The 20,866-nt window shown below is 64.7% G+C and carries 21 protein-coding genes; 9 read left to right on the forward strand and 12 right to left on the reverse strand.

The annotated features are described in order from the left end of the window. Positions 1 to 52 precede the first annotated feature (52 nt). The 4 genes from RMR04_RS21235 to RMR04_RS21250 form a co-directional block, all read right to left on the reverse strand. Positions 53 to 589 carry an ATP-binding protein gene (locus tag RMR04_RS21235; protein WP_311910362.1) on the reverse strand — a complete coding sequence of 179 codons (537 nt, stop codon included), beginning with the start codon at positions 587 to 589 and terminating at the stop codon, positions 53 to 55. After that, a complete protein-coding gene (locus tag RMR04_RS21240) occupies positions 583 to 1,431 on the reverse strand; it encodes a sensor histidine kinase (protein WP_311910363.1) in 849 nt (282 codons plus the stop codon). The genes RMR04_RS21235 and RMR04_RS21240 overlap by 7 nt, the downstream gene beginning before the upstream one ends. A 9-nt stretch (positions 1,432 to 1,440) precedes the next feature. Next, positions 1,441 to 2,109, reverse strand: a complete 669-nt coding sequence (locus RMR04_RS21245; protein ID WP_311910364.1) for a response regulator transcription factor — start codon at positions 2,107 to 2,109, stop codon at positions 1,441 to 1,443. Positions 2,110 to 2,208: 99 nt separating this feature from the next. Beyond that, complete coding sequence (locus tag RMR04_RS21250; RefSeq protein ID WP_311910365.1) at positions 2,209 to 2,619, reverse strand: PepSY domain-containing protein; 411 nt, start codon at positions 2,617 to 2,619, stop codon at positions 2,209 to 2,211. Between the two features lie 563 nt (positions 2,620 to 3,182). Here RMR04_RS21250 and RMR04_RS21255 point away from each other — a divergent pair. The 6 genes from RMR04_RS21255 (at position 3,183) to RMR04_RS21280 (ending at position 8,360) form a co-directional block, all read left to right on the forward strand. Beyond that, positions 3,183 to 3,965 (forward strand): S1 family peptidase, encoded by a 783-nt coding sequence (locus RMR04_RS21255; RefSeq protein ID WP_311910367.1) that lies wholly within the window; start codon positions 3,183 to 3,185, stop codon positions 3,963 to 3,965. A 94-nt stretch (positions 3,966 to 4,059) separates the two neighbouring features. Then, complete coding sequence (locus RMR04_RS21260) at positions 4,060 to 4,896, forward strand: S1 family peptidase (protein ID WP_311910368.1); 837 nt, start codon at positions 4,060 to 4,062, stop codon at positions 4,894 to 4,896. 92 nt (positions 4,897 to 4,988) lie between these two features. Next, the gene (locus RMR04_RS21265) at positions 4,989 to 5,630 is read left to right on the forward strand and encodes a hypothetical protein (protein ID WP_311910369.1); all 642 of its coding nucleotides are present in this window, start codon (positions 4,989 to 4,991) and stop codon (positions 5,628 to 5,630) included. Positions 5,631 to 5,739: 109 nt separating this feature from the next. After that, a complete protein-coding gene (locus tag RMR04_RS21270; protein ID WP_311910371.1) occupies positions 5,740 to 5,967 on the forward strand; it encodes a hypothetical protein in 228 nt (75 codons plus the stop codon). After that, positions 5,964 to 7,136 carry a serine hydrolase domain-containing protein gene (locus tag RMR04_RS21275; RefSeq protein ID WP_311910372.1) on the forward strand — a complete coding sequence of 391 codons (1,173 nt, stop codon included), beginning with the start codon at positions 5,964 to 5,966 and terminating at the stop codon, positions 7,134 to 7,136. The genes RMR04_RS21270 and RMR04_RS21275 overlap by 4 nt, the downstream gene beginning before the upstream one ends. Before the next feature lie 288 nt (positions 7,137 to 7,424). After that, a complete protein-coding gene (locus RMR04_RS21280; protein WP_311910373.1) occupies positions 7,425 to 8,360 on the forward strand; it encodes a hypothetical protein in 936 nt (311 codons plus the stop codon). Between the two features lie 70 nt (positions 8,361 to 8,430). Here RMR04_RS21280 and RMR04_RS21285 read toward each other — a convergent pair whose 3' ends face one another. From RMR04_RS21285 to RMR04_RS21300, 4 genes are all read right to left on the reverse strand, one after another. Then, positions 8,431 to 9,417, reverse strand: coding sequence for a DUF3829 domain-containing protein (locus tag RMR04_RS21285; protein WP_311910374.1), 987 nt, complete (start codon positions 9,415 to 9,417; stop codon positions 8,431 to 8,433). Positions 9,418 to 9,483: 66 nt separating this feature from the next. Then, positions 9,484 to 10,065: an LOG family protein gene (locus tag RMR04_RS21290; RefSeq protein ID WP_311910375.1), complete on the reverse strand. Its 582-nt coding sequence runs from the start codon at positions 10,063 to 10,065 to the stop codon at positions 9,484 to 9,486. Next, positions 10,062 to 11,444, reverse strand: coding sequence for a dipeptidase (locus RMR04_RS21295; protein WP_311910376.1), 1,383 nt, complete (start codon positions 11,442 to 11,444; stop codon positions 10,062 to 10,064). Before RMR04_RS21295 ends, RMR04_RS21290 begins: the two co-directional genes overlap by 4 nt. 374 nt (positions 11,445 to 11,818) lie before the next feature. Beyond that, positions 11,819 to 13,378 (reverse strand): helicase HerA-like domain-containing protein, encoded by a 1,560-nt coding sequence (locus RMR04_RS21300; protein WP_311910377.1) that lies wholly within the window; start codon positions 13,376 to 13,378, stop codon positions 11,819 to 11,821. A gap of 166 nt (positions 13,379 to 13,544) precedes the next feature. On the opposite strand from RMR04_RS21300, the gene RMR04_RS21305 reads away from it, so the two are divergent. Further along, on the forward strand, positions 13,545 to 13,931 hold the full coding sequence (locus tag RMR04_RS21305; protein WP_311910378.1) for a DUF2267 domain-containing protein: 387 nt from the start codon (positions 13,545 to 13,547) through the stop codon (positions 13,929 to 13,931). A gap of 206 nt (positions 13,932 to 14,137) precedes the next feature. Then, positions 14,138 to 14,488, forward strand: coding sequence for a hypothetical protein (locus RMR04_RS21310; RefSeq protein WP_311910379.1), 351 nt, complete (start codon positions 14,138 to 14,140; stop codon positions 14,486 to 14,488). A gap of 54 nt (positions 14,489 to 14,542) precedes the next feature. Here RMR04_RS21310 and RMR04_RS21315 read toward each other — a convergent pair whose 3' ends face one another. The 4 genes from RMR04_RS21315 to RMR04_RS21330 form a co-directional block, all read right to left on the reverse strand. Continuing rightward, entirely contained in the window at positions 14,543 to 14,956 is a 414-nt protein-coding gene (locus tag RMR04_RS21315) for a hypothetical protein (protein ID WP_311910380.1), read from the reverse strand. 553 nt (positions 14,957 to 15,509) lie between these two features. After that, positions 15,510 to 16,706, reverse strand: a complete 1,197-nt coding sequence (locus RMR04_RS21320; RefSeq protein ID WP_311910381.1) for a beta-ketoacyl-[acyl-carrier-protein] synthase family protein — start codon at positions 16,704 to 16,706, stop codon at positions 15,510 to 15,512. A 29-nt stretch (positions 16,707 to 16,735) separates the two neighbouring features. Continuing rightward, a complete protein-coding gene (locus RMR04_RS21325) occupies positions 16,736 to 17,035 on the reverse strand; it encodes an acyl carrier protein (RefSeq protein WP_311910382.1) in 300 nt (99 codons plus the stop codon). A gap of 397 nt (positions 17,036 to 17,432) precedes the next feature. After that, positions 17,433 to 18,500 carry a lysophospholipid acyltransferase family protein gene (locus RMR04_RS21330; protein ID WP_311910383.1) on the reverse strand — a complete coding sequence of 356 codons (1,068 nt, stop codon included), beginning with the start codon at positions 18,498 to 18,500 and terminating at the stop codon, positions 17,433 to 17,435. A 169-nt stretch (positions 18,501 to 18,669) separates the two neighbouring features. Here RMR04_RS21330 and RMR04_RS21335 point away from each other — a divergent pair, with 169 nt between their 5' ends. Further along, complete coding sequence (locus tag RMR04_RS21335; protein ID WP_311910384.1) at positions 18,670 to 20,811, forward strand: hypothetical protein; 2,142 nt, start codon at positions 18,670 to 18,672, stop codon at positions 20,809 to 20,811. Positions 20,812 to 20,866 lie beyond the last annotated feature (55 nt).

The following is a 20,866-nucleotide window of genomic DNA, read 5'->3' on the forward strand; positions in this document are numbered from 1 at the left end:
AAGGTGGCGACAAAGGGTCACGCAGGCGCCTCGCCTCGGACGGCAAGTCTTCTTAAACCGAAGGCAGGACGAGGCGCGCCCGCAAGCCGCCCAGCGGCGATTTCTGCAGCGAGAGGCCGCCGCCATAGAGCTTGGCCAGATCGGCGACGATCGACAGGCCCAGCCCCGAGCCTGGAATCGTCTCGTCGAGCCGCCGGCCGCGCTTCAGCACATCCGCCATCGCCTCGTTCGGCAAGCCCGGCCCATCATCGTCGATCAGGAGCGCGATCCGCTCGATGCCGGCATCGGATGACGGCGCGAGGCTGACCTCGACGGTCGCATCCGCCCATTTGAAGGCATTGTCGAGCAGATTGCCCAGCATCTCCTCGAAATCCTGCTTCTCGCCGCGAAACCGGATTCCGGCCGGCACGCTATGCGAGCCCGTGATGCCGCGCCCCTGCGAGATCTTCGAGAAGGTGCGGATCAACGCATCGAGCGAGGGCGCGGTCTCGGTCACCCCGCCGAGCGCGCCCGAGAGCGCAGCTGCCCGGGCGCGGTCGAGATAATACTGAACCTGGTCGCGCATGATCGCGGCCTGCGTCTTCACCATGTCGGGCAGCGCGCCCTCCCCCCGGCTTCCGCCTCGTTCAGCATGACGCTGAGCGGGGTCTTCAGCGCATGGGCGAGATTGCCGACCTGGGTGCGCGCCCGCTCCAAGATTTCGCGATTGGCGTCGATGAGCTGGTTCAGTTCTCCCGCCAAGGGAGCGAGATCGGGTGGGTATTGCCCGGCGATGCGCGGCGCCTCGCCGGTCCGCACGGCCCCGACGGCGGTTCCCAGCCGCACCAGCGGCCGCAGGCCGAAGCGCACCTGGATGAGCGTCGAGGCGACGAGCGCCAACCCGAGCAGGACGAAGGTCAGCGTCAGGGCGAAGCGGAAATCGCGGATATCGCCGTCGATCTCGTCGGCGGGAGCCCCGACCGCCACGGTGAAGCGGCCATCCTCGCCGACATCGATCTCCCGTTCGAGGACGCGCAAGGCGCGGTCGTCGGGCCCCGAAACATAGGTTTCGCGCAGGCCCCGCGCATTGGGCGTCAATTGCTGGTCGAGCAATTTCGGCAACTGGCCGCCGACGAGCGAGCGCGAGCTGCGAATTGTCGGCTTCTCCCCGTCGAGCCGGATGATCTGCCAGTACCAGCCCGACAATGGCAGGTCGAAGCGCGGCTCGCCGAGATCGCCGATCGCCTGTCGCTCCGCTTCGGGCGGCGCGGCAAGATCGGCCACGAGTTCCTTGATGTAGACGCTGAGGCGCTCGTCGAAGCCGCGCTCGGCGGAGCGGCGGTAGAAGGTCGTGAGACCAATGCCCGCCAGCATCAGCACCAGCGCGCAGCAGATCGCCGCCGTAAGGAAGAGCCGCGCGCCAAGCGAATAGCGATGCGACTTCAACGGCATCGCGCGGGATCAGACCTTCTCGGGCGCGGCGGCGATGTAGCCGAGGCCCCGCACGGTCTCGATGACCTCGACGCCGAGCTTCTTGCGCAGGCGGCCGACGAAGACCTCGATCGTGTTCGAATCCCGGTCGAAATCCTGGTCGTAGAGATGCTCGACCAGCTCCGTGCGCGAGACGACGCGGCCCTGATGATGCATCAGATAGGCGAGCAGGCGGTATTCATGCGAGGTCAGCTTGACCGGGTTGCCATCGACGACGACGCGGCTGGCGCGCGTGTCGAGCCGCACCGGCCCGCAGATCAATTCGGCGGTCGCATGTCCGGCGGCGCGGCGCAGCAGGGCGCGGACGCGCGCCAAGAGCTCCTCGACATGGAAGGGCTTGACCACATAATCGTCGGCGCCGGCGTCGAAGCCCGCGACCTTGTCGCTCCAGCGGTCGCGTGCCGTCAGGATCAGCACCGGCATGACCTTGCCGGCGCGGCGCCAGCCCTGCAGCACGGCGACGCCATCGACCTTCGGCAGGCCGAGATCGAGAATGACGGCGTCATAGGGCTCGGTCTCGCCGAGATAGAGCCCTTCCTCACCGTCGAAAGCCTTGTCGACCGCATAGCCGGCATTCTCCAGCGCGGTGACGATCTGGCGGTTGAGGTCCTTGTCGTCCTCGACGACGAGCAGTCTCACGGTCGCGTACTCCTAGTTAGCCGATCTGCCTGATGAGCTGATCTGCCTGATGAGCGATGATATCTGGCCCGGCCGGGCTCGAATCGCGAGGGCTCGCGCTCAGCGTATGGTCGCGACCTTGCCAGATTGCCCCTCGAGCGTCACGCGGGCGACGCGGCCGTCGCGCTTCAGCGTCGTGATCACATAGACATATTCATCGCCCTGGCGGCACAGCCGGATGCGCAAGACCTCGCCGGGCGCCGCATTGCGAGCATGGCGCGACGCCTGCGCAGGCTGGATCACCCGTCCATCGGCGATGGCATCGCGCATCTCCTCGGCCGAGAGGCATGAGATCGGCGTCGGGTCGTCGACCCGCACGATCGGCAGCGGGGCCGCGAGCAAGGCGAGAGCAAAGATGGGTTCAACGGGCATCATCGACATGCGGTAATCCCGGCCGACTGAACACACCATGAATACCATGGCGTGCATCGACGCAGAGTACGTCACGTAATCGCCACCCGTCCACGTCATTCATGGCCGCGCCCGATCACGGCGCCGATCCGGTCGATCACGAGCGCGACATCAGCCTGCGGTGCGCTCGGACCTCTCCTCGGCCGCCGGGTTGCGGCGATATGCGAGGCCCGCGAGCTCGAAGGGCTCGGTGACAGCGCCGCAATCGGCATCTCCTCATCGGGTTGAAAGGTCAGGGACTGCTTGAGATATCCCCGAAGCCTCATGCTGAGAGGTTGCTTGGAATGAACCGAGCGATAGCAGGAGCTTCCGTTCGCTTTCCATCACCCGCGCCGTCGTCCCGGATCGGCGCGGCTTCGCCGCTTGTCCGGGACGACAGCGTGGTTCCGAGAATAAACAGCATGCTCCACGAGGCTCCGGTGGAGGCGGAGCATCCTTCGAGACGCCACTGCGCCGCTCCTCAGGCTGAGGGCTGGAGTTTCCAAACGGGTTGGTCGAGCCGCAGGGAAACCGGTTCGAGCGGCAGCAGTGTCAGGGCGAGAGGCGTCATGGCTCTCCGATTGCGGGTTCAAATTGGCCGGCCGCCGCGCTATCCAGCCCTCCCGATAAGTAAGGAGCGCACCATGGGCCTCGGACGATTGATTGCAGCCCTGGGGCTGACGCTGGGTTCGATGGCGGCGCCGCAAATGGCGGGCGCGGTGGTCGGTGGGCGCGATGGCGGCCCGGCCGCTGCATCGACCCTGATGGTCCTGAATGCGCGCGGCGGCGTCTGCTCGGGCATCGTCCTGTCGTCGCGCACCATCCTGACCGCGGCGCATTGCGCCGATGGTGGCACGGATCTGCGCCTTCACTGGAAGGAAGGCGGCAGCGACGAGCCGGTGCTGATCGCCCCGGCCAGCGTCGCCATCCACCCCGAATTCAATGGCGGAGCCGTCGCCAATCGCCGGCGCTCGATCGATCTCGTGCTGCTGCGCGTCCAGGTCGCGCTGCCGGCCCGGTTCGTCCCGGCGACGCTGGTCGATGGCGATCTGCCACGCGCCGGCTCCCCCGTGTCGCTCGCCGGCTATGGCGTCACCCGCGAGGGCGAGGCCCGCACGACCGGAACCTATCGCTCGGCGGCGCTCGTCACTGTCGAGCCCTATGGTCCCGGCCGCGTCCTGATCTGGGCGGCCGACGCCAATGGCCTCGGCAAGAAGGCGGGCGCCGGCGCCTGCCAGGGCGATTCAGGCGGACCGGTGACGTCAGCCGATGGCGGCGTCATCGCCGTCGCCAGCTGGTCGACCGGTCCCTCGGGCAAGAGTTGCGGGCTGCTGAGCCAGGGCGTTCTCGTCGCGCCGCAACGCGGCTGGATCGACAAGACATTGTCGAACTGGGGCGAGAGCGCCAGCTGGACGACACGCCGCTGACGGGAGGGCCAGAGGCTGTTAGGGCCTCTGGGGCCGATTTGACTGGCGAGCCGCAACCCATACATTGAAGCCAGTTCCTAGCTTGGTCGCCATCATGACATTGCGCGCAATTGCACTTGCCACAGCACTCGTGGCCGCCGCCTCCCCTGCGCTCGCCGTGGTGGGTGGCACGACCTCGCGGGATGCCGGCGGCATGCGGGCCTCGACCTTGCGGATCGAAACCAGCCGCGGCGAACTCTGCTCCGGCGCGGCGATCGCACCCGAGCTGGTGCTGACCGCCGCGCACTGCCTGATGGGCGGCGGCTCGGTCCGCGTCATCAGCCTCGATCCACGCTTTCGCATGCGCCGTCACGCCGTGATCGCCGTGCTGCCGCATCCGAGCTTCGTGCCGGGCACGACGCCGCGCACGCAGCCCGGCACCGATCTCGCGGTGCTGCGGCTGGCAGCGCCGCTGCCGCCCGATATCGAGCCGCTTTCGCTCGGCAGCGGCCTCTGGCAGGGCGAGGCCGTCACCATGGCGGGCTACGGGCTTGCGATCGAGGACAACAAGAACACGGCGCGGCGCCTGCGCGAGACGCCCCTGGTCAATGCCGGCAATTACACCACGGCCAACACCGTGAAGGTCGCGGTCGATACGCAGACCAAGGGCGAAAGTCCGGGCGCCGGCGCCTGCCGCGGCGATTCCGGTGGCCCCGTGCTGCGCGGTTCGCCCGCCTCGCGCGATCTCGTCGGCATCGTCAGCTGGTCGAGCGGTCCGCTCAACTCGCGGGCCAGGCGCATCTGCGGCGGCTTCACCGCGATCACACCGATCAACGAGCATCGCGCCTGGATCACGGAATCCAGTGCGCGCCTGCTCGCGCTCGGCACTGGTGGCCGGCAGGAGGAGGCTCCCCAGCCGCCCGCCAGCTATAGCTGGTGGTTCTCGCGCTGATCCCGTTCCGCCGGCTGAGAGGCGCGGCAGCGCGGCGTTCGCTCACAGTTCATGAGCTTCAACACCTCATCGCGTCCTGACTGGTCTTTGATATGCCCTATCAACCGGTTGACTGCTGGAACCTAACCCCAGAGGAACTCACTCAGCGGCGGCTGAAAGAGGTGCGGGTCGCGCCAGACATGTACCAGGTGGTCGGTATGTTCATGAGGTGGTTCGGCGAAGTCGAGCTTCAGATAGACCGGAATACCATGCATATCCTGAAGATGACCGATAATTTTGAGCCGTATGGCTTCATGACCTATCGTACTCAATTCAACCAGAAGTGGGAAATGCTGAGACGAGTGATGATTGAAACGGCTCAGCAGAAAGAGAAAAAGGGCAGGATCGGGCCAAATCTCACGGGTCGTTTGAACTTTTTGAGCACTCGCATCAATCCACTGCGCACGAATTTTGCTCACAAGGTCCTCAGTTCAAAAGGCAACCGGATATATTTTTGCCACACTGGCGCGATGCTTGACCCTAAACCGATAGCGGAACGACCGAGCCAAGCAGAACCCAAGCACATCACCCTCGATGAGGCCATGCAGGTCATACTCTGGCTCGAAGCCTTCATGTATGATCTGTCAGAGTTGGCGGATGGCACTTGGAAAAAACCTCCTCCGCAAACATACGAAATAGATCGTCCTCGATCATATCTACCGGCAGTATCGCCTCGATGGGCTCTCGACGACTGATCTTGAGCCGGAGCACCTAACCCGGATTGCGGAGATAGCTCAGGATCGCGTCGGGCATGAAGCAGTCGATCTCGCGGCGAACGGTCCAGAACTCCGAGCGTGGCCGGTCTTGCGCCACCTCCTTGAAGGCCTAGGGCGTCTTAGCCTCGCGCAGCAGGCGGCGCATCTTGGCGGCGATATCGTCCTGCAGCGTCGTTTCATAGAAGCGTTTCACGATGGCTGGCGGCGCCTGCTTCAGCGGCTCGAAGCTCGCCGCGTCACCTCGGCAATCGCCCTCGCCAGGACCGTCTGCTATGCTCGGGCGGTCGCGAAAGATCTGAATGCGAGCCTCGCATGAGACGGCGCCGGTTTGTTGCACTGCTCGGCGGCGCTGCGCTGGCGCCGCTCACCGTCTTGCCGATGTCCCCGGACCTGCCCGACAGCAGCGGTGTTCCGGTCGTGCGCGACGATGGCTGGCCCGTCGCCGCCATCGATGACGACAAGCTCGTCGACCGCGCCGCGCTGCGCGGGATGACGGATCGGCTCGCCGCCTCGCGCGACGCCAGAATCCACGCCGTGCTGGTCGCCCATAGCGGTAAGCTGGTGTTCGAGCGCTATTTCGGGGGTCTTGACGAGATTTCCGGCGGCATGTTCGGCCGCCGGGTGGAGAACGTCCCTTTTGACGCCGATACGCTGCATGACGTGAAATCGGTCTCGAAAAGCGTTGCATCGCTCGCGGTTGGGATCGCGATCGATCGCGGGCTGATACGCAGCATCGATGAGCCGATCTTCAGTTTTTTCCCCGAGCTGTCGGATTTGCGCACCCTTGAAAAGGACCGGATCCTGCTCTCGCACGTGCTCACCATGTCGATGGGTCTGGCGTGGGTGGAGGCGACGCCGGCCACCGGAGACGAGAACAATGACGAGGCGCGCATGCACAGGGCATCAGACCCGTGTCGGTACGTCCTCGGTCTCGCAGTGACCGCCCCGGCAGGACAGGGCTTCTTCTACAACACCGGCGCGCTGACGCTGCTCTCGGCCATCATCCGCAAGGCGACCGGACGCCCGCTCGACGAATTCGCGCGCGTGGCGTTGTTCGAGCCTTTGGGCATCACCGGCGTGGAGTGGCTTCGGGTCAAGGGCGATACCGACGCTGGAGGGGGCCTTCGCCTGCGGCCACGCGACATGGCGAAGATCGGCCAGCTCGTTCTTGCGGGCGGCCGCTGGAACGACCGCCAGATCGTTTCCAAAAGCTGGATCGAGACCTCGACGGCGCTGCAGATCAAGGCCACGGACAACCAGTCTTACGGCTATCTGTGGTGGCTCGGCCGCTCCCTGCACAGGGGACGCGAGGTCCACCGGGTCGGCGCGCTTGGCCGGGGCGGTCAATCCATCCGCATCGTCCCGGAGCTCGATCTCGTTGTCGTGGTAACCGCGGGATACTACCAGGACTACAGCCCGCGAGCCTTCCAGCTGCAATACAGCGTTTTCAGGGACGTCCTGCGGGCGATTTCACCTCCGGGCTGAACCGGAAGCGCCGTCGTTTCGCTGCGATGCAGAATTTAGCCCGTTATGAGGGCTTAGCGGAATTGACTTATCACCCACCCGGTAGATTTCTAGTGACTGGAGCAGCTTAAAGTCGGCGCCTCGAAGCCCTTACAACGCGCATTCCCTTTCGGCATTTCGGCGAGTTACTGTTTTCGATCGTAACCCGTCGAGCTTCCGGATTGGGGCCGCGTCCGACTGTCACTTCGTCCATGACGCGATGGGACGCCGATGCCACTCAGATCAAAAGAATTCTCCGGCGATCCGCGGTTGGAGGCCTGCGCGGTCTCCGATCCCAGCCATGTAACGCCAGGCGCCATCGGCGATTTCGTCGGCAAGATTCAACAGGCGCTGATCCGGCTCGGCGCTGGGGACATCTCCGCAGACGAATTGTCCAAGATGCGTTACGGACCATCGACGGCTGCCAGCGTGCGGCGTTTCAAGACAGCGCGCGGCATCCTGAATTATGCCGGCCGGATCGACGATATCGTCGGCAAGAAGACAATCGCCACGCTCGACCAAGAGCTTGCATCGATTGGCCCGACGCCCCAGCCTCCAGTTCCACCTCCGCCATCCCCGCCAAAGGTATTCGTCGTCCATGACGTGCGTCTGTTCGGCTGGAGGCCGCTTGGCGATGTGCTTGAGGTCAACGGCGACACGCCGCTGCAATGGATGATCGACAATGTCATCAAGCGGGGCGATGAGGCCGGCGGCAATCTTACGCTGAAAATCATGTCGCACGGCCTGCCCGGCTTCGTGCAATGCTGCAGGGGCGCGTTTCAACATCCGACATTGCCGGCGCGGATTGTCGATCCCGCAAAGGGCAACCTCTATATCGGCCCCGGGAAAGGTGGGATCTGCCGGACCGATCTGGCGCAGCTCGAACAACTGCGTGGCAAGGTCAAGCGCATCGAATTCCATAGCTGCCTGGTGGCGCGCATAGGGGCGTGTTCCGAGGCCAATGGCCACTTCAGTTATGACGGCAACGAATTCTGCTACCAACTCGCGCAGCGCACCGGCGCCGAAGTCGTCGCCTCCATCCATCTGCAATTTTATTGGACGGGAACACAGCCCGCCGGCATGCATTTCGGCAGCTGGAACGGCCTCAGGTTCACCTGGGGACCCGCTGGCAACATCATTGAGACAAAGCAGTTTCCGTATAAGGAACTGACCGGCCCGCCGCCGCCTGGAACGCCAGCCACCTGAGCGGTGATTGTGCGAGGGCCCAAAAGGCCATCACCATTGGCCACGCCCCCTGAACTGCTTGCCTTGCGGCCTACCCCGGATTGCGCAGATAGCTCAGGATCGCGTCGGGCATGAAGTAGTCGATCTCGCGGCGAACGGCCCAGAACTCCGAGCGCGGCCGGTCCTGCGCCAGCTCCTTGAAGGCCTTGGGCGTCTTGGCCTCGCGCAGCAGGCGGCGCATCTTGGCGGCGATGTCGTCCTGCAGGGTCGTTTCATAGAAGCGTTTGACGATTGCTTGCGGCGCTTGCTTCAGCGGCTCGAAATTCGCCTTGCGCTCATCCGACAAGGCCGAGAGATCGCGGACGAGCCCCTCGAGCGTGGCGCGATCGGCGGCCTCAAAACGCCCGAGCTCGCGCGACAATGCGCTCGCCTTCTGCCAGTCGGCGATCATCACCGCGACGATCTCGGGACGGGCTGCGCCCGCCTTGCGGCGCTCGATCACGAGGGCGGCGACGTCGCGATAGACCTCCGCAAGTTCGGCCTCGAGCTGATGGCAGCGCTTGCCGGCGGCCAAGAGCTTCGCATTGAGCTCGTCGCCCTTCCTAAACTTGTCGTCCTCGTAATCCTTGGCGTTGATATAGGTCGCGAGGTCCTTGAAGACGTCTCCGCTGGCGCTCAGCGTCTCGTTTGCGCTCTTGATGGTGGGCTCGGCCTTCAGCTTCAGGGCCTCAGGCAGCGAGGCCGGGAGCGGCGGCAGGCTCTCATAGGAGCGCACGGAATAGTGCATCGAGAGCACGCGGGCCCTGCGATTGCGCCAGTCATCATAGGAATTGCTGCGCCAGAGCGTCCAGGCCGCTTCGTTGCAGCCGCCGCTCAATTCGCGCAGGATCTGGAAGAGCTGGTCCTCCTGCTGCTGCTCCGCGCCCGGAACATTCGGGCGCGGAGCAGTGCCCGGCGCGGCCTGGGCGTAGCGAATACCGGGCGCGGGCTCCGCCAGCACCGGCCCGGCACCGAGCGCCATGCCGGCGAGCAGCAGCCCGCAGATCCGGCCGATGGGCCACAGGTTTCTGATCGCCATCGACCGGCTCTCCGCTTTTTGAACAGGGAGGCTTGCGTGCATCATTCGATGCGACGAGCAGGCCGCTCAAGCCTGCTCCTTCTCCACCCATTTGATCGTCGCGGCCGGCACATATTGCTCCATCCGGTCGAGCAGGGTCGCAGGCTCGGTATCCGTGATCGCCATGGCGCGGTGGGTCTGCTTCAGGAAACCCGCCTCGACGGTGTTGTCGAGGAAGGCCGCCAGCGGATCGTAGAAGCCCGCGACATTGAGGAAGGCGAGCGGCTTGGAGTGGATGCCGAGCTGGCCCCAGGTCCAGATCTCGAACAGCTCCTCGAAGGTGCCGATGCCGCCGGGCATAGCGATGAAGCCGTCCGAGAGTTCGGCCATCCGCGCCTTGCGGATATGCATGGTCTCGACGACTTCGAGCCGCGTCAGGTCGTGATGGCCGACCTCCTTTTCGCGCAGCGCGCGCGGGATGACGCCATGGACCTCGCCGCCGGCTTCGAGCGCGGCATTGGCGACAATGCCCATCAACCCCACCGCGCCGCCGCCATAGACCAGAACGAGGCCGCGCCGGGCGATCTCGGCGCCCATGGCGCGGGCGCCCGCCGCATAGACGGGCTCATTGCCGGGATTGGACCCGCAGAAGACGCAAACCGATTTCATGAACCCAATGCCTGCAAGATGCGCGCCCAGGAGCGCTGGCCTTTGTGGAAGGAGGAGAGGTCGTATTTCTCGTTGGGCGAATGCACCCGGTCGTCATCGAGGCCGAAGCCGACGAGCAGCGTGTCCATGCCGAGCAGGCGCTTGAAATCGCCGACCACCGGCACCGAGCCGCCCGAGCCGATCGTCACCGCCTTGCGGCCCCATTCCTCTGTCAGGGCCGCGCGCGCCTTGGTCAGCGCCGGTGAATCGGCGGGCACCGCGATGGCAGGCGAGGCGCTGTAGACGATGAACTCGGCCGAGATGTCATCGGGCAATTGCGCGCGCACATAAGCCTGGAAGGCGGCGGCGATCTTGTCGGGGTCCTGCTTGCCGACGAGGCGGAAGGAGACCTTGGCCGAGGCCTTGGCGGCGATCACCGTCTTGGTGCCCTCACCCGTGTAGCCGCCCCAGATGCCGTTGACATCGCAGGTCGGGCGCGACTGGATCTGCTCGATCAGCATGCGGCCCTTCTCGCCGATCGAATGCTTCAGGCCGACCTGGCCGAGGAATTCCTCCTCCGTCAGCCCGAGATCAGCCCAATCGGCCTTCTGCGAATTCGACGGCTCCTCGACGCCTTCATAGAAGCCGGGAACCGTGATGCGGCCGGTCTCGTCATGGAGGCTCGCTATGATGCGCGAGAGCACATGCACCGGATTGGCGGCCGCGCCGCCGAACAGGCCCGAATGCAGGTCGCGATCGGCGCAGGTGATCGTGACCTCCTGATAGACCATGCCGCGCAGCGACGCCGTGATCGCCGGCGTGTCGCGGTCCCACATGCCGGTGTCGCAGACCAGCGCGATATCGGCCTTGAGCTTGTCGGCATTCTCACGGACGAAGGCCGGCAGGTTGACCGAACCGGATTCCTCCTCGCCTTCGACCAGGATGGTGACGCCTACAGGCAGATCGCCCGTCTCGGCGATGGTGGCGCGCATCGCCTCGACGAAAGTCATGACCTGGCCCTTATCGTCGCAGGCGCCGCGCGCGACGATGACCTTGCGGCCGGGGGCGATCTCCTTGATCACCGGCTTGAACGGCTCGGTGTCCCAGAGATTCAGCGGATCGACCGGCTGCACATCGTAATGGCCGTAGAACAGCACATGCGGTGCGCCGGGCTTGGGCCGGTGCGCCAGCACGACGGGCTGGCCGGGCGTCTCGCCAAGCGAGGCCTTGAAGCCGAGCGATTCGAGATCTGCCCGCAGCCATTCCGCGGCGCGACGGCTATCGGGCCAATAGGCCGAATCCGTCGAGATCGAAGGGATTTCGAGCCAGGACGACAGCCGCGCGAGCGAAGCGTCGAGATCGGCATCGAGACGAGAGAGGATCGCGGGAAGCTTGGTCATGGCGCTCAACGGGTCAGGGGCACTCGTCATCCGAGAGCCGATTCAGGTTGCGCCATCATGACAAGGCTTGAGGGCGGCGTCAGCCCGCCTTGCCGCATGGCGCGGTTGCTTGGTCGCGCGCTTTCCCTTCTCCCCTCGCGGGAGAAGGTGGATCGGCGAAGCCGAGACGGATGAGGGGGCGCCGTGAGCTTTCCCACGAACCAAACACGACGCCAACCGGAAAGGGCACGGCGCCCCCTCATCCGGCGCTACGCGCCACCTTCTCCCGCCAGGGGAGAAGGGAAGAGGGAGCGCGTCATTCTCGAGCGAAGCGCAGACCCGAGAATCTCTGGCAAGAGATGCTCGGGTCAAGCCCGAGCATGACGTGCATACCCTCAGCGCTTCCCGCCCATCATGCTGCCAAGCACCCCGCGCAAAATCGCGGTGCCGACCTGGCGGCCGATCGAGGTCGCGGCCGAGCGGGCCGCCGAGGTGATGATCTTCTCGGTCATGCTCTGCGGCAGGGCGCCGCCGCGGCTGCCGGGGCCGGTCTTGGGGCGCGGCGCGTTCGAGCCGCCACCGAACCAGCCGCCGATCGTGTCCATGATGCCGCCGCCGCCCGTGGTCGAGGCTTCGACCGGCGAGCCGTCGGGCTGCAGGTTCTTGCGCCGCATCAGCTCCTCGTAAGCCGAGTCGGCGTCGATCATGGTGTCGTATTTGCCCTTGAAGCCCGAGGCGTTCATCGCCTGCTGGCGCTCCTGCACGCTGCAGGGCCCAACCTGCGCCATGGGCGGTGCGATCAGCGTGCGCTCGACCATGGTCGGCGTGCCCTTGCCTTCCAGTGTTGAGGTCAAGGCCTCGCCGACGGCAAGCTGCGTGATCGCCTCCTCGGTCTTGAATTTCGGGTTCTGGCGGAAGGTTTCGGCAGCAGCCCGCACCGCCTTCTGGTCGCGCGGGGTGAAGGCGCGCAAGGCGTGCTGGACGCGGTTGCCGAGCTGGGCCAGCACCGTATCGGGGATATCGAGCGGGTTCTGCGTGACGAAATAGACGCCGACGCCCTTCGAGCGGATCAGCCTGACCACCTGCTCGACCGCCGTCAGCAAGGCCTTTGGCGCGCCGTTGAACAGCAGATGCGCCTCGTCGAAGAAGAAGACGAGTTTTGGCTTGTCGAGATCGCCGACCTCGGGAAGCTGCTCGAACAATTCCGAGAGCAGCCAGAGCAGGAAGGTGGCGTAGAGCCTGGGATTGGCCATCAGCTTGTCGGCCGCCATGATGTTGACGATGCCGCGGCCGTCGCGGTCGGTCTTCATCAGGTCGTTGATGTCGAGCGCCGGCTCGCCGAAGAACAGATCGCCCTTCTGGTTCTCGAGCACCAGCAATTGGCGCTGGATCGTGCCGACCGACTGGGCGGTGACATTGCCGTATTTCGTCGTCAGATCCGAGGCGTTCTCGGCGATGAAGGAGAGGATCGCGCGCAGATCCTTGAGATCCAGCAATAGCAGCTTCTGCTCGTCGGCGATGCGGAAGGCGATATTGAGCACGCCCTCCTGGGTGTCGTTGAGGTCGAGCAGGCGGGCGAGCAAGAGCGGGCCCATCTCGGAAATGGTGGCGCGGACGGGGTGGCCCTGCTCGCCGAAGACGTCCCAGAACACGGTGGTGAACTGGTCGGGCTCATACTTCACGCCGATTTCCGCGGCGCGCTTGACGAAGGCCGGCTGGGAGCTGCCGGGCGCCGCGATCCCTGAAAGGTCGCCCTTGATGTCGGCGGCGAAGACCGGCACGCCGTTGCGGGCAAAGCCTTCCGCCATCACCTGCAGCGTCACGGTCTTGCCCGTGCCGGTCGCGCCCGTCACCAGCCCGTGGCGGTTGGCGAGCTTGAGCAGCAGGTTTTCGGCCTTCCAGCTCTTGCCGATCAGGATCGCGCCATCGTCCACCACGAGATCTGCTTTCGCCATGCCGTCCGCCTGTTGTGTTATCGAAAAGTCAGGGCAAGGGTGTAGCGAAACGCGCCAGTCGGCGGAAGCCCGCTACCCGCTTGATTAGATCGTTAATATGTGAACTATCGCGCAACCGCGTCGTGCCATCAAGAATGCCGCACCATCAAGGACAGGGACAAGACCCATGGACGAACTGATCTCCCGCATCATCGCGGCCTCCGGCCTCGATGAGAGCCTCGCCCGCAAGGCGATCGGCATCATTCTCGCCTTCCTGCAGAAGGAAGGCCCGCCGGCCGAGATCGGCCAATTGATGACCTCCCTGCCCGGCGCGCAGGAGCTTGCCGACAGTGAGGGCGGCGCCAAGGGCGGGCTGATGGGCATGGTCGGCGGCCTGATGGGCGGTGGTGGCGGCGTCATGGCGCTCGGCGGCCAGTTGATGGGCGCCGGCCTCTCGATGGGCCAGATCCAGTCGGTCTCGAAGGAGATGTTCGCGGTCGGCCGCGAAAAGGCCGGCGAGGACACCATGGGCGCGATCGTCGGCGCCATTCCGGGGCTCGGCCAGTTCGTCTGAGCAACGCCCCGGAGACCATCAAGCGAAGCCGCCCGGAATGGGCGGCTTTTTTGTTGGGTGGTGGGTGTCAAGGCGCCCGACGTGGCGAATGTCTCAGATGGGCGGACAGTGGAAGTTCGACGGCACGTCGGCGAACGGCAGCGCCTTCTGCCCGACACTCGCTTCCGATATGAAGGGACGACACTCAAAGGACCAGCGAGGTTTGCGTGATCCAGCTTCGGAACGCCGCTCTGTGGGCGACAACAATTGGAGCGACTGTCGGCATTCCACTCGTAATGCTAGCGATCATCGGATACATCCTGCCGCTTAGTGCCTCCGAAGCCTTGAGCAAACCGCCAAAAGGAGCCCACGAATTCGGGTTCTGGCTCCTTCTCCTGCTCTCCTTACCGTTCTGGCTGGCAGCCTCCTGGCTATCAGCTCTAGCCACCGTCAACGAGAGACAGGATCGGGGAGGACGACGCCGTGCAATCTGGGCTTTGGCGTTACTTTTCTCGGCGCTAGCGATGGCCGCAATCAACAACATTCTCGGCTTCGGCGACCTGTTTAGTCTCGTGTGAGGAGACGTTGAGGCGGCAAGCTCCAAGGTCCGAAATGGGTGGGAACAGTCAGCTTCAATACGAGCTGAACAACGGTGCGTTCGATGCCTGTCCACGATGCTTTCCAACGGCGCAGAGAGGTCGAATTTCCTTGCATTCGACCTCAAAAACCCACCGCTCGCGCTTTAGGAACGGCGGGTCGAAAAAGCCCCAAGCGTATCGCGAACAAAGCCAGATAGCGCGGTCCTGAACGTAGGAACTGCGGTCGCAAGTGAAGCCGCTGGACTGGGCAAATGCGATAACATCCTCGCCATTGCGATGCAGTGCCTTCGCAATATCGTCAGTTACATCAGTTCCGAAGCTATCCCGCCATGCTGCCCGATATGCTTCGTCTAGTTTGCCCCGCTCCTGAGAAGAAGCCCACACTATCGAGCCAAGAAGTATCACCCCACACCACGCGGCATACACTCGCATCTCGGTGAGCTTCATAGATGCCTCTTATTCCTAAAGCGGCGTCGGTTATGCGGACTCCAATGGGGCATCGCAAGGTGAGCTATGGGCTCGTGAGCCAACTCTCCCGCCAGGTCTCCGGCCTCTCTCAGATATCCGTTGGCGGTCTATCGATATCGCCCAGAGCGTTTCGCATTGAGATCGAGACGCTCGGGCTATCCCGGGCGACCTGAGGGAGACACGGGATCCATGCCTGAGCCTTGCCGATCAGTGCTCCGGCATGGATCCCGGATCGGCGCCGCTGACGCGGCTTGTCCGGGATGACACGCCCTGCGATGCGATCTGATCGCACCCGACCTAATACCGACCGCCTTCAGCGCTGAGCGATGGCGTTATTCTCTCCCGTCATTCCGGGACATGGCGCAGCCATGGGCCCGGAACCCAGAACCGATGCGTGTCCTCGTTAAGTGAGCCGGCGACCCGCGCCTTCTCATGCAGCGGCAACGGTTTTGGGTTCCGGGCTCGATCCTTCGGATCGCTCCGGAATGACGGCTGCGGCTCGGCCATAACCCGGTCTCAAGCGCCGCCAGTATTAAGACCCAATCGCCCTGAAGATCAGCGCCGCATTGATCCCGCCGAAGGCGAAGGAGTTCGACATCGCGACCGGAATCGGCATCGCCCGGCCCTGATTGGGCACGCAGTCGAAGTCGCATTCGGAGTCTGGAGCGTCGAAATTGGCGGTCGGCGGGGCCATTGAGTTCTCGATCGCCATGATCGTCGCGATCGCTTCAAAAGCGCCAGCCGCGCCCAGCGCATGGCCGGTCACGCCCTTGGTCGAGGAGACCGGCGGCAGCGGCCGCTCGCCGAACAGGCGCTTCAGGGCTTGCGTCTCGGTTCGGTCATTGGCGCGGGTGCCGGTGCCATGGGCGTTGACATAAGCGAGATCGCCCGCGCTCAGCCCGGCATCGGTCAGGGCCAGGCTCATGGCGCTCACCATGCCGTCGGCATTGGGCGCGACGATGTCGCCCGCATCGGCGCTGAAGCCGAAGCCTGCCGCCTCGACCGCCGGCTTGAGGCCGCGGCTGCGCGCATGCGCCTCGGTCTCCAGCACGATGATGCCGGCGCCCTCGGACAGCACCAGCCCGTCGCGCCCCGCAGCAAAAGGCCGGCAGTGGCTGCGCGACATGATCTTCATGGCGTCCCAGGCGATCAGGGTTCCAGCCGAGAGCGGAGCTTCCGTGCCCCCGGCGATGACGATGTCGGCGAGGCCGGCGCGCAGGAACTGCATGGCGATGCCGATGGCGTGGCTGGCGGAGGCGCAGGCGCTCGAGGTCACGAAGCAGGGGCCGGTCGCGCCCGAGTTGATCGAAACCCAGCTCGCCGACGAGCTGACCATGACCTTGGGCACCGTCATCGGATGGGGACGCTTGTTCAGGTGGTAGAGCCTCGAATACTGATCGTCGACGCTGCATTGCCCGCCGGCGGAGTTGCCGAGGATGACGCCGACGCGCTCGGGGCGCGGCAGGCCGGTTCCGAGACCCGCGGCAACAAGCGCCTGGCGCGCCGCCGCGACAGCAAACAGGGCGTTGCGGTCGCAGGCCGAGCGTGGGAGGTCCAGCCCCGCCATGAAGTCTTCGCCCGGGACTTCCGCCACGCGAATGCCCTTGCCCGGCAAGGCGGAGGCTTCACCGATGCTCCCGCGCCCTGCCAGCAGAGCCTGCCAGAAGCTGTCAGTGTCGCAACCGATGGGGGAGACGACGCCGAGGCCAGAGACGACGATCCGCGTCATCCCGCCTGCTTTCATGCCGCCGCCTGCTTTCATGCCGCCTGCTTTTTGGCCAAGAGCTTGCCGACTTCGTCGCAAAGCTCGCCGATCGTCCTCACATCGTTGATGTTGTTATTGGCGTTGTAGTCGATCTCGATGTTGAAATGGTCTTCGATCTTGAAGATGATCTCGACGAAATCATAGGAGTTGAAACCGGTATCCTCGAGCAGGGTCTCGGGCCCCCAGGCAATGGCCGCAAGCTTTCCGCGACCGCGCGATGCGTTTTCCGCGATGACCTGCTGGAGCATCTCGATGAGGACATCGATCGTGACCCGCGGCGCCTCACTTGTCATGGTCTTGGTGCTTTCCCCATCCGAAACAGCTTGATCGCACAATTGCTTGAGTCCGCCGGGGCCGTAAACCGTTTATCGGTTCATGCGCGCAACCGGCGCGGCGTATGTGAGCAGGCCTGGGACACACCAGCCCTCATCCTGTGATGCTTCTCCGCAATGAAGCCAATGATTTCGACGGCTCTGTTTTGACCTTTTATGCGCCGTCATCCTGGGCAAAGCGAAGCTTCGGCCCGGGATCCATCGTAGAGCTGCGGAGCCCTACGATGGATCCCGGAGCTGCGCGGCTGCGCCGCTTGTCCGGGATGACGATGCGGGTGATGGCAAGCGATCAGGAGCTGTTGATATCGCTCTCAGGCCAGGCTCCTCAGGATGGGCAGCGCGTCGCGCGGCGGGTCGGCTAAGCGATCGGCCCGATCGAATCGTCGAGATAATACCATTGCGCGAGGTGGCGCAGGATGATCGGCTCGATCCGGCCGTTGATGAAGGCGACATCGGCAAGCGCGTCATCGCCTTCGGGATCCATGAAGAACGGCTCCTCGAAATGCAACCGGAAGCGGACGTTCTCCATCCGCTCGCAATAGACCACGACGAGCTGCGCGCCGGTACGCCGGGCGAGCTTGGCCGCCAGGGCCAGATTGCCCTTGATGTGAGGCGGGCGCCCGAACAGCGGCGCCATCATCGTGCTGCCGCGCTTTTCATCCGGGAAGATGGCGAGGACGCCGTTGCCTTTCAGGATGGACAGCGCCTGCAGCGCGCCTATCCGGTCGGGGGAGAGCACCTTGACGTCGAAGCCGCTGCGCGTCGCATCGGCGATGTCGCGATGGGCCGCATTCTCCGGAACCTCGGAGATCGAGGCGATCGAAACACCGATCTTCTGCATCGCCGCAGCCATCACCTCCCAATTGCCGAGATGCAAGCAGAGCGCGATGGTCGGGATCCTGCCGAGATTGGCGCGGGGGGCCTCGATGCCGACGAGCTCCATCCGCCTGGCGGAGGTCAGGCGATGGACGATGGAGAACTCGGCCATCAATCGCCCGACATTGTCGACGAAGCGCCAGACCAGCGTCTCGACGTCCGCCGCCGGCATGGCCGGGAAATGCTGCCGGATATTGGCGCGGGCCTTGCGAGCGACATCCGGGTCGATGAAGCGGATCTTGAGCCAGGCCAGGCGGGCGCCGAGATTCGAGACGAACCTGATCGGCAAGTGCCGCATGGCGTGATGCAGCACGCGCTCCAGGGCCTGCATGGGCAACGATCCATACCAGAGGGTCTGTCGGGCAGAACGCTCGACGATGCGGGCGGGCACAAGCCACCTTTCGGACGCAGTGTCGGGCGGCAGGCCCGTCGAGCCTATAGCCTCATCGGGGCGGCGCTTCAAAGTGGCGCTTTGTCCAGGCTGGAACTCATGGCTGAGTGTCGCGCGGGAGATCGCCAGGGCAAGCCGCCCTCCCAGCTGTCGAGCCATCTCCCACCTCCGCCAGCGCTGAAGATTTTTGCGCGGAAGATCACTTGCAGCTTGCGATAGCTCACCATGCTCGGGCTATGGTGTTTGCACAACCAACGCTTGCAATGGCGGAGTGATGATACCCCCTGACCACCGGAATCCCCCTCCGTTGTCGCATGCCCGGAGCTGGTTGCAGCACCTGCCACTGAGATGGGGCCGCAATGTCGGTATCATCGGCCTGGTAATCTCTGCGGGGGCGCTGCTTCTCACGCCGCCGTCGTCACCGTCGGAGCTGGCGAGCCTCGTCAGAGCTTATGTCGCGACATCGGCTTTATTCGCCTTCTTCTCATATCTCGCCGGGCTTCTGGCCTGTTACGAACTGCGGAAGCCCTTCGGACGCAGCCCGGCGGAAGCGCTTGGACGTATCGCACCCAGATTCGTCGCGAGCGCGGCGGTTCTCGCCGCCGTGCTATTGCTCATAGAGTTCCTGTTCCAGTGGCGGGATGGCCATCGTCTCGGCCTCTCCGGCAACGCGGCCGAGGACGCCGGATATTGCGTTGGCTTTATGGGATCGGCGGCCCTCCTCGGGTTCCTCGTCGCTCTCGTATCGAAATGGGGTTTGAGACGGGCGATCAAGCGCGACGGAACATCTCGCGGGCGGGAACGCCAGGAGCCCCTGTTTTCGCCGCTCGCCGGCGAGCCTATGACCGTCCCTGGGCCCGGTCCGATCAGCGCCGCCCCCATCGCTCCCGTGATTGCAAAGCCCGCCGCCCCCGCGCGCCGATCCACGAACTTCATCCTCCGGCACTGGCGGGGCGAAAACTCGCTGGCATGGTCCTATTGGGGCGTCGCCGTCGTCGGCAACGTGCTCGGGCTTGGCGCGATCATCGGCGTCAGGCTGCTCTTCTCAACGGATAAGGGGTTCGATCCAGGGCCGATATTCTGGGTTCTGGTCACCAGTTGGTCGATCGTTCTCGTCGTTTTGCTCTGGCAGGTCGTCGGCACCTGGCGGTCCGCCACCCGTCACGCCGCACGCAGGACCGCTGCCAATCTCGGCACGCGCTGGGCGACCGCGGCGAAGATCATGCTGGTGCTCGGCGTGATACGCACCGTTGCGGAGTTCACGCAGGGCGGCTTGCTGCAACTGGCCGAGACCTACGATATGGCTTTCCGTGGCGATCCGCGGATGCCGGCCTACTCACTTCGCGTGATGAGGAACGGAACCGAGATAGAGGTTTCCGGCGGCTTCAAGTTCGGCTTGACCGCCGATTTCGAGCGGGTCGTCAGCGCCTCTCCACGGATCAGGGTGGTGCATCTCACGAGCACGGGCGGCCGCATCGGCGAGGCCGAGAAGCTGAACAAGGCGATAAGCCGGAGAAGCCTGCTCACCTACGTGCCGACGCATTGCGAATCCGCTTGCACCTTGGCTTTCGCCGCCGGCCGAGAGCGATGGCTCCACAGGAGCGGCAAGCTCGGCTTCCACGGGCCGGCTTTCCCGGGCATGACGCCCGCCGACCTGGAGGTCGCCACGAGCGCATGGAAGGCGCAGTTTAAGGCTGCGGGTTTTGCCCAGAGCTTCGTCGATCGCGCACTCGCGGTGCCCAGCGCCGAGATGTGGTATCCGACCGTGCCGGAATTGAGCTTTGCCCAAGCCATCACGGACGTTGCAGACGGCTCCGAGTTTGCGGCGTCCGGCTATCCGGCGGGCGCAACAGCGGAGAAGCTCGCCGAGGGTCTGGCGAAATATGTTCCGGCATACGCCGCCATGCAGGCCCGTCTTCCCCAGGATTTCCAGCGGATCGCCGGGACCTATTACGATGGCTATATGAACGGCATGTCGGAAACCGAACTCATAGCCGCGTTCCGTGGGCAGCTGATACCGATTCTCCAGGCCAACAAGGCCAGAGCGGACGATGCCGTGCTCATCGAGTTCGCCAGGGTGACTCTGGACCAATATGTGGTGCTGGGGCAGAAAAACCCGAGCCTCTGCTATCGCTATGCTGCGGGCGTCGGCAGTCCGGCGAACATCTCGGACGTCGTGCCGCAGGCTTTGATCCAGCGTGAGCTGGCGCTCGGCGAGCGAGCGATCACCACCGCCGCACCGCGTCCGCCGATCGACCCGCAGATCCTGGAAGCGCTGATGTCCCGGGTGCAAGCGGCACTCGCCAAACGCTTCACCGCGGAGACGTTGGGCATCTTCCAGCTGTCATCCGTTCCGCCAGCGCAGCACGCGGACTACTGCAACATCGCGGTGGCGCTGTATCAGGAGATCGTGGCGCTGCCCCCGCCCGAAGCCGCGCTCATCCTGCGCAGCTTCGAGACGCCATCGTGATCAACGCTTGAAAGAGATGATCGGCGGCATGGCCGGGACATGCCGTCGGTATTGC

Origin of the sequence: Bosea sp. 685, from assembly GCF_031884435.1 — a bacterium.
Lineage (GTDB): Bacteria > Pseudomonadota > Alphaproteobacteria > Rhizobiales > Beijerinckiaceae > Allobosea.

What these genes read in the sequence shown, in the direction of transcription:
- RMR04_RS21295 (WP_311910376.1), bottom strand. Translation starts at nt 11,444, where the DNA reads ATGACCAAGCTTCCCGCGATCCTCTCTCGTCTCGATGCCGATCTCGAC.
- RMR04_RS21250 (WP_311910365.1), bottom strand. Translation starts at nt 2,619, where the DNA reads ATGACGTGGACGGGTGGCGATTACGTGACGTACTCTGCGTCGATGCAC.
- RMR04_RS21300 (WP_311910377.1), bottom strand. Translation starts at nt 13,378, where the DNA reads ATGGCGAAAGCAGATCTCGTGGTGGACGATGGCGCGATCCTGATCGGC.
- RMR04_RS21285 (WP_311910374.1), bottom strand. Translation starts at nt 9,417, where the DNA reads ATGGCGATCAGAAACCTGTGGCCCATCGGCCGGATCTGCGGGCTGCTG.
- RMR04_RS21325 (WP_311910382.1), bottom strand. Translation starts at nt 17,035, where the DNA reads ATGACAAGTGAGGCGCCGCGGGTCACGATCGATGTCCTCATCGAGATG.
- RMR04_RS21255 (WP_311910367.1), top strand. Translation starts at nt 3,183, where the DNA reads ATGGGCCTCGGACGATTGATTGCAGCCCTGGGGCTGACGCTGGGTTCG.
- RMR04_RS21260 (WP_311910368.1), top strand. Translation starts at nt 4,060, where the DNA reads ATGACATTGCGCGCAATTGCACTTGCCACAGCACTCGTGGCCGCCGCC.
- RMR04_RS21235 (WP_311910362.1), bottom strand. Translation starts at nt 589, where the DNA reads ATGGTGAAGACGCAGGCCGCGATCATGCGCGACCAGGTTCAGTATTAT.
- RMR04_RS21240 (WP_311910363.1), bottom strand. Translation starts at nt 1,431, where the DNA reads ATGCCGTTGAAGTCGCATCGCTATTCGCTTGGCGCGCGGCTCTTCCTT.
- RMR04_RS21290 (WP_311910375.1), bottom strand. Translation starts at nt 10,065, where the DNA reads ATGAAATCGGTTTGCGTCTTCTGCGGGTCCAATCCCGGCAATGAGCCC.
- RMR04_RS21265 (WP_311910369.1), top strand. Translation starts at nt 4,989, where the DNA reads ATGCCCTATCAACCGGTTGACTGCTGGAACCTAACCCCAGAGGAACTC.
- RMR04_RS21330 (WP_311910383.1), bottom strand. Translation starts at nt 18,500, where the DNA reads ATGGCTCGACAGCTGGGAGGGCGGCTTGCCCTGGCGATCTCCCGCGCG.
- RMR04_RS21305 (WP_311910378.1), top strand. Translation starts at nt 13,545, where the DNA reads ATGGACGAACTGATCTCCCGCATCATCGCGGCCTCCGGCCTCGATGAG.
- RMR04_RS21275 (WP_311910372.1), top strand. Translation starts at nt 5,964, where the DNA reads ATGAGACGGCGCCGGTTTGTTGCACTGCTCGGCGGCGCTGCGCTGGCG.
- RMR04_RS21315 (WP_311910380.1), bottom strand. Translation starts at nt 14,956, where the DNA reads ATGAAGCTCACCGAGATGCGAGTGTATGCCGCGTGGTGTGGGGTGATA.
- RMR04_RS21320 (WP_311910381.1), bottom strand. Translation starts at nt 16,706, where the DNA reads ATGACGCGGATCGTCGTCTCTGGCCTCGGCGTCGTCTCCCCCATCGGT.